The organism is Saccharopolyspora elongata (assembly GCF_004348985.1).
Taxonomy (GTDB): domain Bacteria; phylum Actinomycetota; class Actinomycetes; order Mycobacteriales; family Pseudonocardiaceae; genus Saccharopolyspora; species Saccharopolyspora elongata.
In genome coordinates this window covers 16,087-30,248 of the sequence record NZ_SMKW01000043.1, presented here as the reverse complement: position 1 = coordinate 30,248, position 14,162 = coordinate 16,087, and the positions used below count along the sequence as shown (strand labels likewise).

Here is a 14,162-nt window from a genome sequence, read left to right as displayed (position 1 = left end):
TGCGGAACCTGGAGGCAGGCGCCGCGGTGGCCTGAAGGCGTTCCGCCCGGCTACGCCGGCTCCACGGGCGGCTGCGTCGCCGCTGCCCGCAGGGCACGCAGCTCCTCCGTCGCCGCGTCGAGCTGCCGTTCGGCGCGCTCCGCGCGTGCCAGCGACTGCTCCCGAGCGTCCTGCACCGCCGCCACCCGCTGCGCGGCGGCGGTGCGCTCGGTCTCCATCCGCTCCGCGGCCTCTGCCCGCAGCTGCTGGAGTTCCGCCGCCTGCTGCTCGCGCAGCACAGCGAGCTCGTCGCGCTGGCGCTGCACTTCCGCGCGCGCTTCCTCCGCTACGCGCTTGAGCTCGTCCAGCTGTCCCTGCGCGGTCTCCGCCGCCTGCTCGGCGCGCGCCGCCCGCTCCACCGCCGCCGCCTGCTGCTGCGCCGCGGCATCCATCTGCCGACGCGCTTCCTCTTGCGCCGCTTGGATTTCCGCGGCCGCGCTCGCCTTCGCCTGCTCGATGGAGTTGCGCGCGTCGGCGATTTGCCGCTCGGCGTCGCGCCGGGCCGCCGCAGTGGCGACCTCGGCTTCGTTGCGCGCCGCCTCGACGTCCTGCCGCGCCCGCTGCTCGGCTTGGGTCGCCCGTTCCACGGCATCATCCCGTTCCTTGCGGGCGCTTTCGGTCTCCTGCCCGGCGGTTTCCGCGGCCGCGGTGGCGTCCTCTGCCGCCGCCTCGGCGGCGCTGCGCGCCTGTTCGGCGTCGCGACGCTGCTGCTGCGCGGTGGCCAGGGCTTTCTCGGCCTGCGCGATGCGGTGCGCGGCTTCGGCTTGGGCCGCCTGGATCTGCGCCTCCGCCGCGCTGGGATCAGCGATCGTACCGAGTTCGGCGATGCCGGCACGCAGATTCCGGGTCAATTGCTCCGACAGGAGCCGGTACTGCCGCAGCAGCTCCTCGGCCCGCAGTCGCGCGCTGTCGTACTCGACGGCCGCGACCGGCGAGACCTCGGCCTGCTCCTGCACGGCTTGCAGGCGCTGCCGTTCCTTCCAGGCCCGCCAGCGAGTGTGCTCGGGGAGATCGCAGTACTCCGAGGGGCGCCCCGGGCCGCCGGTGCGCACGACCTCCCGCGAACATCCGGGGAACCGGCACACCCCTTCGGCCTGCTCCTCGGACGTCGCGTCGCGCACCTGCTGCTCACCCATGCCGCGGACGTTATCAACCGCGACCGGCGGCACGTCGGACCTGCTGGCGGGGCACGCCGCCGCCCCAGGGCCCCGCTCCGGCATCGCGACCTGCGTCCGGGCCGCCGCTCTGGTCGGGGAGAATGGGGGAAGAGAACACCTCGCGGCAGGAGATCACGCACGTTGTCCGACCAGCACCAAGCCCCACCCGCCGATGGCAGTCTGCACGCCGACTGCGCGAACTGCTTCGGACTGTGCTGCGTGGCACTGCCCTTCGCCGCCTCGGCCGACTTCGCCGTGAACAAGGACGCCGGGACGCCGTGCACGAACCTGCTGGACGACTTCCGCTGCGGCATCCACTCGCAGCTGCGCGAGCGGGGTTTTCCCGGCTGCACCGTCTTCGACTGCTTCGGCGCCGGGCAGAAGGTCTCGCAGGTCACCTTCGGCGGTACGGACTGGCGGCAGGCCCCGCGCACCGCCGGGAAGATGTTCGCGGTGTTCCCGGTGATGCGCCAGCTCCACGAGCTGCTCTGGTACCTCACCGAAGCCCTGACCCTGCCGGCGGCCGGGCCCGTGCACGACGATCTCCGCAAGGCGCTGGAGGACACCGAAGCGCTGACCCGCGGCAGCGCCGATGAGCTCACCGATGTCGATGTCGCGGCGCTGCGCCACGACATCAACGCCCTGCTGCTGCGCACCAGCGAGCTCGTGCGGGCCAAGGTTTCGGGCCGCAAGAAGAACCACCGGGGCGCCGATCTCATCGGAGCCAAGCTGCGCGGCGCCGACCTGCAGGGCGCCAACCTCCGCGGCGCCTACCTCATCGCGGCCGACCTGCGCGGGGCCGACCTTCGCTCGGCCGACGTGATCGGCGCGGACTTCCGCGACACGAACCTGCGCGGGGCCGACCTCACCGGCGCGATCTTCCTCACCCAGGCCCAGCTCAACGCCGCCAAGGGCGATGCCGCCACGAAGCTGCCCCCGGCGCTTTCCCGCCCCGCGCACTGGTGATCCGTCGCTCAGCCGCTCAGCCGCCGTGGACGGCCAGGGACCACAGCAGGCACACGAATGCCGCGGTGTGCACGAGGGCGCGGACGATGTTCCAGGTGGCCCAGGTTTTCTCGAACGCGCTGCGCGCCGCGGCGAAGTCGGTGGTGGCCGCGGCGAGCCGGTCGTTGAGGGGAACGTTGACGGCTGCGGTGATGGCGAACGCGACCAGGTAGAGCACCAGCCCGGCGATCAGCCACGGCAGCGCCGGGCGTCCGTGTCCCTGCCAGGCCAGGAACACCGCCAGGACGATGAGCGGGATCGCGCCTATGAAGGGCACCAGGAAGGCCGGGTTGAGGATGGCTTTGTTGATGTTCTGCATGGCCTCGACCAGGGTGCGGTCGGAGAGCGGCCGAGGCCGGGCATGACCGCGTAGGCGAAGCCGGCGAACAGCCCGGCCATCAGCGCGCAGGCGATCGTGGCGGACAGCATCGTGGCGGTCTGGAGGAATTCCAACGTTGATCTCCCGTTCGGTCGTGGCTCGCTGGGCGGCAGGGGTGCGGGGCCGGGTTCGGGCAGCGGCCGAGGGCGGGGCACGGAGCGCGGCATCTCGGGCCCTCACCTTTAATGTCCATTGATGTACTGTGTCCGCAGTGGTTAAAACGTAGTACTGCATTCGCAGTGGGGTCAACGAGTTTCGGGAGATCGACATGCGACAGAACCCCGCCCGCCGCACCGCCCTGCTGGATGCCGCGATCGAGGTCCTCGCGCGGGACGGGTCGCGCGGGTTGACGCTGCGTTCCGTGGACAAGGAAGCGGGCGTTCCCACCGGCACGACGACGAACTACTTCGCCAACCGCGCCGAGCTGCTCCGCCAGATCATGGCCCGCACCCACGAGCGCCTCACCCCGGACCCGGTCGAGATGGCCGAGACGATGAAGGCCGCGCCCAGCCGCGAGCTCACCGCCACGCTGCTTCGCCAGCTCGTCGAGCGGATGCGCGGCGACCGCAGCAGCCACCTCGCCATGCTGGAACTGCGCCTGGAGGCCACCCGCCGACCGGAGCTGCAGGAAGACCTGACTGCCACCTTCGCCGACATGCTCAAGAGCAACATCGACTGGCACCTCGAGGCTGGCCTACCCGGCGACCGCGCCACCGTGCTGCAGCTCTACCTCGCGATGCTCGGCGTCATCGTGGACGACCTCACGGTCCCCGGGCTGCTGCAGCCGTACGGCATCGACAAGATCGTCGACGACCTGGTGGACCGGAGCCTGCCGGAGAGCTGACCGGCACGGTCGCCCGCTCATCGGCGGGCGGCCGCTTCGCCCGGCCCCCGGCCAGGCCGCCGGTGATCTTTTGGCAAGATCGCCGGGGTGCGCTTCTACGCCGATCTGCACATCCACTCGAAGTATTCCCGCGCCTGCAGCAAGGACTGCGACATCGAGCACCTGACCTGGTGGGCGCGCCGCAAGGGCATCACGCTGGTCGGGACCGGGGACTTCACCCACCCGGCCTGGTTCGCGCACCTGCGCGAGGTCCTCGAACCCGCCGAGCCCGGCCTGTTCCGGCTGCGCGACGACCTCGACGCCGCGATGACCCGCGGCATGCCCGCCAACTGCGGCGGTCAGGTGCGGTTCATGCTGTCGGTCGAGATCTCGACGATCTACAAGCGCGGTGAACGCACCCGGAAGGTCCACCACCTCTGCTACCTGCCGGACTTCGCCGCCGCCGAGCGGTTCAACCAGCGGCTGGGCCGCATCGGCAACCTCGGCTCGGACGGCCGCCCGATCCTCGGCCTGGATTCCCGGGACCTCCTGGAGATCACCCTCGAATCCGGCGACGGCGCCTACCTCGTGCCCGCGCACATCTGGACGCCGTGGTTCGCGGTGCTGGGCTCCAAGGCCGGGTTCGACGCGATCGAGGACTGCTACCGCGACCTCGCCGGGCACGTCTTCGCGCTGGAGACCGGGCTGTCCAGCGACCCGGAGATGAACTGGCGGGTCTCCGCGCTGGACAAGTACACGCTGGTCAGCCACTCCGACGCGCATTCGCCGCCGATGCTGGGCCGCGAGGCCAGCGTCTTCGACACCGACCTGGACTACTTCGCAGTCAAGCGCGCGCTGGAGACCGGCGAGGGCTTCGCCGGCACGGTGGAGTTCTTCCCCGAGGAGGGCAAGTACCACCTCGACGGGCACCGCAAGTGCCAGGTGCGCTTCGAGCCGGGCGATACCCGCGCCCACAGCGGACTGTGTCCGGGCTGCCACAAGCCGCTGACCGTTGGCGTGCTGCACCGCATCGACGCGCTCGCGGACCGGCCCGAAGGCATCCGCCCGCCCGGCGCGGCCGGGTTCCGCAACCTCATCCCGTTGCCGGAGATCGTCGGCGAGGTCCTCGGCGTGGGCCCCAAGAGCAAGAAGGTCTTCGGCGAGGTCAGCGACCTCACCGCCGCCCACGGCCCGGAACTGCGGATCCTCCAGGACGTGCCGGTCGACGAGCTGCGCCGCACCAACGCCGCGGTGGCCGAGGCGATCGACCGGCTGCGGCACGGCCAGGTGCTGCGCGATCCCGGCTACGACGGCGAATACGGCACCATCCGCGTTTTCGAACCCGCCGAACTCGCCCGCCTGCGCACCGGCAATGCGCCCGCGCTGTTCGACGACGCGCTGTTCGCCCCGCAGCCGCAACCCGAACCCGCTGCCGCACCGGTCTCCCGGCCACTGGCCGAACCCGAGCCGCAGCCGGCTCCCACCCGGGCCACCGGGACCGGCGTGCTCGCCGGGCTGGATCCCGACCAGCGGGCCGCGGCCGAGGTCCCGGGCGGTCCGCTGCTGATCGTCGCCGGGCCGGGCACCGGCAAGACCCGCACCGTCACCCACCGGCTGGCGCACCTCGTCCTGGAACGCGACGTCCCGGCGGAGGAATGCCTGGCGATCACCTTCACCCGCCGCGCCGCCGAGGAGATGACCGAACGCCTGCACGCGCTCATCGGCGCACCCGCGCAGCTGATGACCGTGGCGACCTTCCACGCCTTCGGCCTGCAGATCCTGCGCGAACACCACCGGGAACTCGGGCTCGGCGCCGATTTCGGGCTCGCCGACGCCGCCCGCCAGCAGGAGATCCTCACCGCCGTCACCGGCGACGAACGCAGCGCGCGGCGCGTGAAGGCGCAGCTGTCACCGGCGCGCCGCGGTGGCGAGGCGGACCCGGAAGCCCACGCCGTGCTGGCGGACTACCTGGCGGGACTGCGCGAGCAGAAACTCGTCGACTTCGACGACCTCGTCGTGCTCGCGGTGCAGCTGCTCACCGACCACCCCGGCATCGCCGAGCAGTACCGCCGCCGCTACCGGTGGATCACCGTCGACGAGTACCAGGACGTCGACGAACTCCAGTACCGGCTGCTGCGGCTGATCGCGCCGGCCGAGGCCAACCTGACCGCCATCGGCGATCCCGACCAGGCGATCTACTCCTTCCGCGGCGCCGACGTCGGCTTCTTCCTGCGCTTCGAGCAGGACTACCCCAGCGCACCGGTCCTGGCGCTGACCCGCAACTACCGCAGCGGCGCCCACATCCTCGACGGCGCGATCCGCGCCATCGCACCGTCCACACTGGTCACCGACCGGCGGCTGGCCCCGGCTTCGGCCCGCGAAGCGCACCGCATCGTCGTCCACCGGGCCGGCGACGAACGCGCGGAGGCGGCGTTCGTCGCGCGCACGATCGACCAGTTGCTCGGTGGCGCGTCGTTCCACTCCCTCGACAGCGGCAGGGTCCTCGGCGACGGCCCCGGCGGCATCGGGTTCAACGACATCGCGGTGCTGTACCGGACGGACTCCCAGTCGCACGCCATCCTCGACGAGCTCACCCGCTGCGGCCTGCCGGTGCAGAAGCGGTCGCACGACCGGCTTTCCGCCCGCCCGGGCGTCGATCTCCTGGTGCGCGAGCTGCTGCACGTCGCCGACCGCACCGGCCCGGTGAACGACCAGCTGCGCATGGCCGCGAAAACGGTCGCCGACACCGTGCCCGAGGACACCCGGCCCGACATCCACACCGCAGTGGAACTGCTCGGGCCGCTGGCGCAGCGCTGCGGCGAGGACGTGCCTCGGTTCTGCCGCGAGGTGCTGCTCGGCGCCGAGGTCGACACGCTCGACCCGCGAGCCGAGGCGATCTCCCTGCTGACCCTGCACGCCGCCAAGGGGCTGGAATTCCCGGTGGTCTTCCTGGCCGGCTGCGAGGACGGCCTGCTGCCGCTGCGCTGGCCGGGCACCGAACCCACCGAGGAGGAAGTGGCCGAGGAACGCCGCCTGTTCTTCGTCGGCATGACCCGCGCCCAGGACCACCTCTACCTCACCGGCGCGGCACGGCGAACGGTCCGCGGCAGCACCCAGGGCCGCCAGCCGTCACCGTTCCTGTCCACCCTCGGCGACACCACCACCCAGGCCGCGACCGCCGCACCGCGCCGCCCGCGTCCCGCGCAGCTGACGCTGCTGTGACGCCGTTGCCCCGCCTCGGTCAGGACTGCCGACCGAGGCGGGCGCGGGCTTCGCCCAGCGCGAAGCCCAGCAGGTTCAGTCCTCGCCACTGCTCAGGGTTCTCGCAGCGCGGATCGTCGGCGGCGAGGCCGATGCCCCAGATCGAGTCGACCGGGCTGGCCTCCACCAGGACCCGGCCGCCGGTGCCCAGCAGGAATTCCCGCAGGTCCGGGTTCTGGCGGAACTTCTCGACGCAGGCCGTCAGCACGATCTCGTAGCGGCACTCCTCCCAACGGCGCTGGTCGAATCCGCGCACGCCACGCCCCAGCTGCTTGGCCTGCCGGGGATGGGACGCCCGCAGGATCTCCTCCGCGCTGCCGGAGTCGCCGAACAGCACCGCCTTGCGCCACATCATGTAGTGCTCGGCAGTGGCGAACCTCCGGCCGTCCACCGTGAACGGCGCGGGCCACCACTGGCTCAGGCAACCGCGCCCGACGCGGCCATCGCGCTCTGGCCGGTGGCCCCAGAAGTACAGGAACTTCACGCGCTGACCTCGCCGCACCCGGCTGATCACCTCGCCGACGTCCGCCGGGCCGATGTCCATGTGGGACAGTCTTCCCGCTCAGGTCCGCTGCGGACCAACGAATTCGCGCACGGCAGTCGATGAGCCCGGCACCGGCGGATGTCATGATCAGCGCATGAGTCGCCCCATCACCATCATCACCGGCGCCAGTCGCGGCATCGGCGCGGCCACGGCGTCATGGCTGGCCCGGGCCGGCCACGACCTCGTGCTCGGATACCGCGACAACGACAGCGGCGCCGAGCGCGTCGCGGCCGAGGCCCGCGGGCACGGCGCCCGGTGCGTGCTGGTGCGCGTGGACGTCAGCCGCGAGGCCGATGTGGACCGGTTGTTCGCCGAGGCCGCGGACCAGCTGGGCCCGGTCACGGGGCTGGTCAACAACGCCGGGCTCACCGCGCACATCGGCGATCTGGCCGACACGCCGGTCGAGGTGATCCGGCGCGTCATCGACGTCAACTTCCTCGGCGCGGTGCTGTGTGCGCGGCGCGCCGCGCAGGTCATGTCCACCCGCCGCGGCGGTGGTGGCGGGGCCATCGTCAACATCTCCTCCAGCTCCGCAACGCTCGGTTCGCCGCACGAGTACGTCCACTACGCCGGGGCCAAAGCCGCCGTGGACGCGCTGACGGTGGGTTTGGCGAAGGAACTCGCCGACGAGGGCGTGCGCGTCAACGCCGTCGCTCCCGGCCTGGTGCGTACCGATATCCACGCCAGCGCCGGAGCGCCGGAACGCATCGACACGGCGGTGGCACGCGTTCCGTTCGGCCGGGCCGGGGAGCCCGATGAGATCGCCCCGGCGATCGGCTGGCTGCTCGGCCCGGAGTCGGCTTACACCAGCGGGGCGGTGCTGCGCGTCGCGGGCGGCCTGTAGCGGCGAAAAACCGTTGCCCGCGATCGTAGGGTTGATCTCGTGCAACGCGAATCGGTGCTCGTCAACTTCGTCTACTGCCATCCCGTCGGGCACGCCGTGGAGGCGCTGCAGTACTGCCTGGGATATCGCCGCGCGAACCCGGATCGGCGGATCGCGGTGGTGCTCAACTCCGCCACCGCCGTCGACCTGGCCGCCTGGTGCGACGCGATCGACGAGGTGTACACAGTGGACATCGACGTGTTCGAGCCGCCGACGGCCGACGTCCTCGCACACATCCCCGCCGAGTGGGACTGGGTCGTCGACGATCCGCGCGGCCACCAGAAGTGGCAGCACGACTTCTTCCCCGGCCTGCAGCGCTACTACGAGCTGTCGGCCGAGCACTTCCGCACCACCGGCGGGCACACGCAGGTCGGCGCGCCCGAACCTGCCTACCAGGCACGCAACCCGCTAAGGCTGAACCTGCCTGCCGCGGCGCGCGACTGGGCCGCCGAGCTGTTGCCGCAGCACGACGCACCGACCATCGCGGTGCTGCCCGGCGGCAGCGCCGAACGGTGGCGCTACCCGTCGCTGGCGTCGTGGCAGCGGATCCTCGGCGCCATCACCGACCGCTGGCCGCAGGCGCGGATCTGCTTCACCGGCAAACTCGCCGACGACGGCCGCACCAGCACCGGGTTCGCGCGCGCGGAGTTCGACGCGCTGGCCGCGACCGTCCCGAACACGGCGTGGGCGCTGGACGTGCCGCTGGACCGGCAGCTGGCCGCGATGCAGCGCTGCGACATGCTGCTCTCGCCGCACACCGGGTTCGCGTTCGCCGCGCTGGCCGTGGGCACCCCGTGGCTGGCGCTGGCCGGGAACGACTGGGCGGAGTACTACTTCAACCCGGGCGTGCCGTTCTACTCGGTGCTGCCGGACCTGGAACGCTTCCCCTGCTACGTCATGCTGGGCAACACGCCCGAGCCCGTCGACGACGATGGCCCGCGTTCGCCCAGCATGTCCGCGGCCCGCATCGACGCCGACCTCTCCGAGCTCGTCGACGGCGTGGCCCGCCTCTACGACGGCGCCGCGGACTTCGATACCGCGATGCGCGATCACGCCACCCGCCTGCACGAGCTCTTCGGCGGCCGCACGGAACTGATGTACTCGGTGGACGACCTGCTGACCGCCTACCTGTGACGAGCGCCAAGGCCGGTCCGAGAGCCGCGCAGTACCCCCTGCAGCCGAATGCGCGACCTCGGACACGGCCCCGGAGGCACCTCCGGCCGGAAAGCGCCTCCGATGGTTGGACCGCGCCGGGCCGCGAAACTCATCGCGACCGCTAAGATCTGGTGCCAGGCCTGCTCCAGTGGCCGTTCACGCCGCGCTCGCCCCGGCGTTCCCGCCGCATCCGGCGACGACAATCACCGCACTTCCGTTCGCAACCGTTGCACGGGTTCGATGGTGGAGGTCGGCATGTTGTCGCCAGCAGATTTCGTCGTGATCACCGGTGGCCCCGGGGCGGGCAAGACGACGCTCGTCGAGCGCCTGGCCGCCGCCGGATGCGCCTGCTCGCCGGAGGCGGGCCGCGGCGTCATCGCAGATCAGCTGGCCACCGGAGGCCGCGGCCTGCCCTGGGCGGACCGGGCGTTGTTCGCCGAGCTGATGCTGCAGCGAGACCTGCGTTCCCACCGGCAGGCCCGTCTCCGGCGCGGACCGGTGATCTTCGACCGAGGGCTGCCCGACATCGTCGGCTACCTGCGGCTGAGCGGCCTGCCGGTGCCCCCGCACGTGGATGCCGCCGCGCGGCGGTTCCGGTACCGCAACCGTGTGCTGATCGCCCCGTTCTGGCCGGAGATCTACCGCCAGGACGGCGAACGCAAGCAAACCCCGGATGAGGCCGAACGCACCTACGAGCACATGGTCGCCGCCTACACCGACTACGGCTACGAACTCGTTCACCTACCGCGAACAACGGTCGACCAGCGCATGCGATTCGTCCTCGACGAACTCGCCGGCGACGAGCGCCGCCGGTAGGCAGCCTGCGGGGCGGGCCCCCTCAACCGGAAACGCCCACCACGCGGCACGACCCCGCTGATCGCCTGTGCTACCGCAGCCGGTAGGTCTGGCCTTCTGCGCCCCATTCGCCGAACGGCGGTGACTGGCCGCGGTCGATCGCGCGGATCGATGGGCGGCCGATGTGGGCGAAGACGAGCCTGGCGACACCCACGCGGGCGGCGCGTTCGGCGGTGTCCAGAGCGGCGGCGTGCCCTCCGACGCCGCCGGCGAAGCGGAGCGGCCGGTCCCAGCCTGCGGCGTCGGCGAACATCAGCTCCGCGTCGGCGGCCCAGCCGGGGAAGACCCAGAACTCCGGCGCCCACACCGCGCGGTGCCCGTGGTCGTCGATGAGGTAGCCGAAGGTGGGATGCGACGTGTGCTCGACCGGCAGAGGTAGCAGCCGGACCCCGCCTGACCGGTATTCAACGGCCCCGGCCGGTACGCCGAGAGCGGCGCTGCGGCGCCGGATCGAAGGCATGAGCTCGGCGTGCTCGTCGCAGACCAGCCAGGCGTCGACGCGGTCCCCTTCACGCGCGGTCCCGCCGCCGTCGATGACCACCCGGTGCCCGGCCCAGCGCACCGCTAGCCCAGCGGGGCGATAGCGGGGCGAGTTCATGGCGCCCACACCCAGCAGCGTCAGCTCCACCATCGACCGATCGTCCCGCCACGACCGCCTAGCAGCACATCGCGCTTCTCGCTTCTTCCTACGACCGGTAGAGGTCGGTGAGCAGGGCGACGGCGGCTTGCGCGGCCGGGTGCGGATCGTCGCGCCACCAGATCAGACGGACCGCGATGGGCGCGGCGTCGCGCAGTGGGCGGAAGACCACACCGGGGCGCGGGTATTGGTCGACGGTGCTCTCCGCGGTGATGCCGACGCTGCGACCGGTGGCGATGGTGGTGAGCCAGTCGTCGAGTTCGTGGGTGTACTCGACGGCAGGCCGGTTCTCCGGCGGCCACAGTTCGGTGGTCGTGGTGCCGGTTCGGCGGTCGATGAGGAGCGTGCGTTCGCTGATCTCGGCCAGCCGGATGGAACGGCGGCGGGCCCACGGATCGTCGGACGCCACCGCGCAGAACCGGCGTTCCAGGCCGACGATGACGCCATCGAAGCGCCGCTGGTCGGGTTCGGTGCGCACCACGGCGACGTCGCAGGCGCCTTCGGCGAGGCCGCCGGTGGCGGAGTTGGTGCGCACCAGGCTCAGTTCGACGTCCGGGCGCAGCGCGGGCCACCTGCGCTGGAAGTCCACCGTGTGGCGGCCCATGGCCGACCAGGCGTAGCCGATGCGCAGCCGGGTGTGCCCGGAGGTGGCGTCGCGCACCAGATCGTCGGCCTCGGCCAGCAGCCGCCGGGCGCGGGCTATGACCTGCGTGCCGACGGCGGTGGGCACGACCTCGCGGCTGGTGCGGCGCAGCAGGCGGACGCCGAGGGCGGATTCCAGCGAGGCCAGCGTGCGGGAGACGGCCGCCTGCGAGACGCCTAGTTCGATGGCGGCGTCGGTGAAGGTGCCCTCGTCGGCGATCGCGACCAGGCAGCGCAGCTGCCGCAGCTCCACATCCATAACCCAAGCGTATAGCTGGCGCGTCGGATGCATTTTGCGGAAGCACCGCGGAGGCGCAGGCTCTGTGCCATGCAAACGACAGCGCATGTGCGGCGGCCCGTGGCGATCCCGGCGCCCACCGCGGAGAACGGCGGCCGCTACGCGGGAATCGCGATGATGGTCGGCAGCGGGCTGTCCAATCAGGTCGGTGCGGCGATCGGGTCGCTGGCGTTCCCGGTGATCGGACCGGCCGGTGTCGTGGTGGTCCGGCAGTGGATCGCCGCCGTCGCGCTGCTGGCGGTGGGGCGCCCTCGGCTGCGGGCGTTCACCTGGCGCCAGTGGCAGCCGGTGCTGCTGCTGGCGGCGGTGTTCGCGACGATGAACCTGTCGCTGTACAGCGCGATCGACCGCATCGGCCTCGGTCTTGCGGTGACGCTGGAGTTCCTCGGGCCGCTGGCGGTCGCGCTGGCCGCGTCGCGACGCGTGGTGGATCTGGGGTGCGCGGTGGTCGCCGCCGCGGGCGTGGTGGCGCTGACCCGCCCGCAGCCGACCACGGACTACGTCGGCATCGGCCTGGCACTGCTGGCCGCAGTGTGCTGGGCGTCCTACATCCTGCTCAACCGCTCGGTGGGCCGCCGGTTGCCCGGTGCCGAGGGCACCGCCGCCTCGGCCGGGCTGTCGGGTCTGCTGTTCGTGCCGATCGGCATCGCGGTGCTCATCCAGCATCCGCCGACCCCGGCGGCGCTGGGCTGCGCGGCCGCGGCGGGCATCCTCTCCTCCGCCGTGCCGTTCCTGATCGACATGCTGGCGCTGCGGCGGGTTCCCGCGCAGTTCTTCGGCATCTTCATGAGCATCAACCCGGTTCTGGCGGCCGGCGTGGGACTGGTGTTCCTCGGTCAGAACCTGCAGGTGCTGGAGTGGCTGAGCATCGCGGCGATCGTCGCCGCGAACGTCGTCAGCGTCGTCACCGCGCGCCAGTAGCGGCGCGCTCGTCTGCGAAAGTCCGCCGCATTGCGGTTCCACACGGTCGTTTCGTAGCCGGCCGTGGTGAACGCGGTGGCGATCGGCGCGCCCACGCGTCCGAGGCCGAGGACCGCCACGCGCGGTTTGGTCTGCTCAGGCATTCCGCTCGCCCTTCGTAATCGTTTCGATGACGCTCGCGCCGTGACCGCCGACCGCGGCCCGCTCAGAGCCTTGAACAGATCAGGCACGTCGGTGCCGATGCCCTGCGTCCTGCCGGACTGTTCGTGGTCGTGGTTCTCCGACATCTGGTTCTCCTGTCGTTCGGTGTGTTCTCGCCTTGCCGACCAGGGCTGTCGGGATCCTGTCGAGTCGCTGTCGGTCCCGGATGGCCGCTGTCGGCCGGTTACTGTGCCGCCATGTACTTCTCCGTGCTCGGCCCGCTGGCTGCCTGGCCGTCGGCCGGGCAGCCGGTCGACGGCCCCGAGGCGAAGGTGCGCGTCCTGCTGGCCGCCTTGCTCGTCGATGCGGGGCGCACGATCACGGCGGACCGTCTGGTGGACGACCTGTGGGGCGATCGGCTGCCCGGAAACCCGGCCGGTGCCCTGCAGACGAAGATCTCGCGATTGCCTCGCGCCCTGGCGAAGGCCGAGCCGGGGGCAGAGTTGCTGGTGGAGTCGCGGCCCTCGGGGTATCTGCAGCGCATCGGCCCTGGGGACCCGGCGGTTCACCGACATGACCGACGCCGCGCACGGCACCGATGACCCGCGCACCAGGGCGAATCTGCTGGCGGAAGCCCTGGCCCTGTGGCAGGGAGACGCCTTCGCCGGCCTGGGCGACCTGGATCGCATAACCGCCAGGGTTCTCGCGGTGCTCGGCAGCGAGAAGTTCGCTGCCGAGTTCGCTTCTGACGCCGACGATGCCGACGCAGGGTTGCCATGACGCGCTCTCGGTGACATCCGCACCCGGCTTCCGATCCATCTCATATTTGAGTTAATCTCCCGAATATGAGAAATGGCTCTGAGATGGATACCCGGCTTGCGGGTCGGCTCGCGGAGCTGCGAGTGGAGCGCGGCTGGCCACTGGAGGAGTTGGCGCAGCGCACCGAGATCAGCCGCTCGACGCTGTCGAGGCTGGAGCGGGCCGAGATCAGCCCGACCGCGGCGCTGCTGAACAAGTTGTGCGCGGCCTACGGGCGGACCATGTCGCAGCTGCTGGCCGAGGTGGAGTCGGAGCCGCCGCAGTTGGTGCGCGTCGACCGGCAGGAGGTGTGGCGGGACGAGGCATCGGGCTTCACCCGGCGCTCGGTGTCCCCGCCGCATCCGGGACTGCGCGGCGAGGTCGTCGAAGGCGTGCTGGAACCGGGCGCGGACATCTCCTACGACGGCCCGGCCGTGCCGGGCCTGGAGCAGCACATCTGGGTGCTGGCGGGAGCCCTGGAGGTCACCGCGGGCGACCACGTGCACGAGGTGCGGGCCGGCGACTGCCTGCGGTTCCGGCTGTGGGGCCGGTCGCGCTTCCGCTGCCCAGGCCCCGAACCGGTCCGCTACGCCCTGCTGATCGTCCTGCCCTGATCACCCGGAG

The 14,162-nt window shown here is 71.6% G+C and carries 16 protein-coding genes; 10 read left to right on the top strand and 6 right to left on the bottom strand.

Annotation, left to right across the window (positions count from 1 at the left end; genetic code table 11):
• Positions 1–50: 50 nt before the first annotated feature.
• Positions 51–1,175 carry a coiled-coil domain-containing protein gene (locus E1288_RS27995; protein ID WP_207954588.1) on the bottom strand — a complete coding sequence of 375 codons (1,125 nt, stop codon included), beginning with the start codon at positions 1,173–1,175 and terminating at the stop codon, positions 51–53.
• Between the two features lie 162 nt (positions 1,176–1,337).
• Between E1288_RS27995 and E1288_RS27990 the strand changes: the two genes are divergently transcribed.
• On the top strand, positions 1,338–2,162 hold the full coding sequence (locus tag E1288_RS27990) for a pentapeptide repeat-containing protein (RefSeq protein ID WP_132490154.1): 825 nt from the start codon (positions 1,338–1,340) through the stop codon (positions 2,160–2,162).
• Between the two features lie 16 nt (positions 2,163–2,178).
• On the opposite strand, the gene E1288_RS27985 is transcribed toward E1288_RS27990, so the two are convergent.
• Complete coding sequence (locus E1288_RS27985; protein WP_235883854.1) at positions 2,179–2,520, bottom strand: anthrone oxygenase family protein; 342 nt, start codon at positions 2,518–2,520, stop codon at positions 2,179–2,181.
• Positions 2,521–2,848: 328 nt separating this feature from the next.
• Here E1288_RS27985 and E1288_RS27980 point away from each other — a divergent pair, with 328 nt between their 5' ends.
• A complete protein-coding gene (locus tag E1288_RS27980; RefSeq protein ID WP_132490145.1) occupies positions 2,849–3,424 on the top strand; it encodes a TetR/AcrR family transcriptional regulator in 576 nt (191 codons plus the stop codon).
• Between the two features lie 1,482 nt (positions 3,425–4,906).
• Positions 4,907–6,625, top strand: a complete 1,719-nt coding sequence (locus E1288_RS50470) for an ATP-dependent helicase (RefSeq protein ID WP_408013986.1) — start codon at positions 4,907–4,909, stop codon at positions 6,623–6,625.
• 19 nt (positions 6,626–6,644) lie between these two features.
• Here the strand turns inward: E1288_RS50470 and E1288_RS27970 are convergent, their stop codons facing one another.
• Positions 6,645–7,208 (bottom strand): NADAR family protein, encoded by a 564-nt coding sequence (locus tag E1288_RS27970; RefSeq protein ID WP_132490141.1) that lies wholly within the window; start codon positions 7,206–7,208, stop codon positions 6,645–6,647.
• A 94-nt stretch (positions 7,209–7,302) separates the two neighbouring features.
• On the opposite strand from E1288_RS27970, the gene E1288_RS27965 reads away from it, so the two are divergent.
• The 3 genes from E1288_RS27965 to E1288_RS27955 all read left to right on the top strand — a co-directional run bounded on the left by E1288_RS27965 (position 7,303) and on the right by E1288_RS27955 (position 10,062).
• Complete coding sequence (locus E1288_RS27965) at positions 7,303–8,052, top strand: SDR family oxidoreductase (protein ID WP_132490139.1); 750 nt, start codon at positions 7,303–7,305, stop codon at positions 8,050–8,052.
• 39 nt (positions 8,053–8,091) lie between these two features.
• On the top strand, positions 8,092–9,225 hold the full coding sequence (locus E1288_RS27960; RefSeq protein ID WP_132490137.1) for a glycosyltransferase family 9 protein: 1,134 nt from the start codon (positions 8,092–8,094) through the stop codon (positions 9,223–9,225).
• Positions 9,226–9,501: 276 nt separating this feature from the next.
• Complete coding sequence (locus E1288_RS27955) at positions 9,502–10,062, top strand: AAA family ATPase (RefSeq protein ID WP_132490135.1); 561 nt, start codon at positions 9,502–9,504, stop codon at positions 10,060–10,062.
• Positions 10,063–10,132: 70 nt separating this feature from the next.
• On the opposite strand, the gene E1288_RS27950 is transcribed toward E1288_RS27955, so the two are convergent.
• Positions 10,133–10,732 carry an MBL fold metallo-hydrolase gene (locus tag E1288_RS27950; protein WP_165968289.1) on the bottom strand — a complete coding sequence of 200 codons (600 nt, stop codon included), beginning with the start codon at positions 10,730–10,732 and terminating at the stop codon, positions 10,133–10,135.
• A gap of 55 nt (positions 10,733–10,787) precedes the next feature.
• On the bottom strand, positions 10,788–11,639 hold the full coding sequence (locus E1288_RS27945) for a LysR family transcriptional regulator (protein WP_132490133.1): 852 nt from the start codon (positions 11,637–11,639) through the stop codon (positions 10,788–10,790).
• Positions 11,640–11,708: 69 nt separating this feature from the next.
• Here E1288_RS27945 and E1288_RS27940 point away from each other — a divergent pair, with 69 nt between their 5' ends.
• Positions 11,709–12,599 carry an EamA family transporter gene (locus E1288_RS27940; RefSeq protein WP_235883853.1) on the top strand — a complete coding sequence of 297 codons (891 nt, stop codon included), beginning with the start codon at positions 11,709–11,711 and terminating at the stop codon, positions 12,597–12,599.
• On the opposite strand, the gene E1288_RS48170 is transcribed toward E1288_RS27940, so the two are convergent.
• On the bottom strand, positions 12,515–12,886 hold the full coding sequence (locus tag E1288_RS48170) for an NAD(P)-binding domain-containing protein (protein ID WP_207954586.1): 372 nt from the start codon (positions 12,884–12,886) through the stop codon (positions 12,515–12,517). The two genes, E1288_RS27940 and E1288_RS48170, sit on opposite strands and share 85 nt — an antisense overlap.
• 111 nt (positions 12,887–12,997) lie before the next feature.
• On the opposite strand from E1288_RS48170, the gene E1288_RS27930 reads away from it, so the two are divergent.
• From E1288_RS27930 to E1288_RS27925, 3 genes are all read left to right on the top strand, one after another.
• Positions 12,998–13,342, top strand: a complete 345-nt coding sequence (locus E1288_RS27930) for an AfsR/SARP family transcriptional regulator (RefSeq protein WP_207954585.1) — start codon at positions 12,998–13,000, stop codon at positions 13,340–13,342.
• Positions 13,314–13,520, top strand: a complete 207-nt coding sequence (locus E1288_RS48165; RefSeq protein WP_207954584.1) for a BTAD domain-containing putative transcriptional regulator — start codon at positions 13,314–13,316, stop codon at positions 13,518–13,520. The genes E1288_RS27930 and E1288_RS48165 overlap by 29 nt, the downstream gene beginning before the upstream one ends.
• Before the next feature lie 83 nt (positions 13,521–13,603).
• Positions 13,604–14,152: a helix-turn-helix domain-containing protein gene (locus E1288_RS27925; RefSeq protein WP_207954583.1), complete on the top strand. Its 549-nt coding sequence runs from the start codon at positions 13,604–13,606 to the stop codon at positions 14,150–14,152.
• The last annotated feature ends 10 nt before the right edge of the window (positions 14,153–14,162 follow it).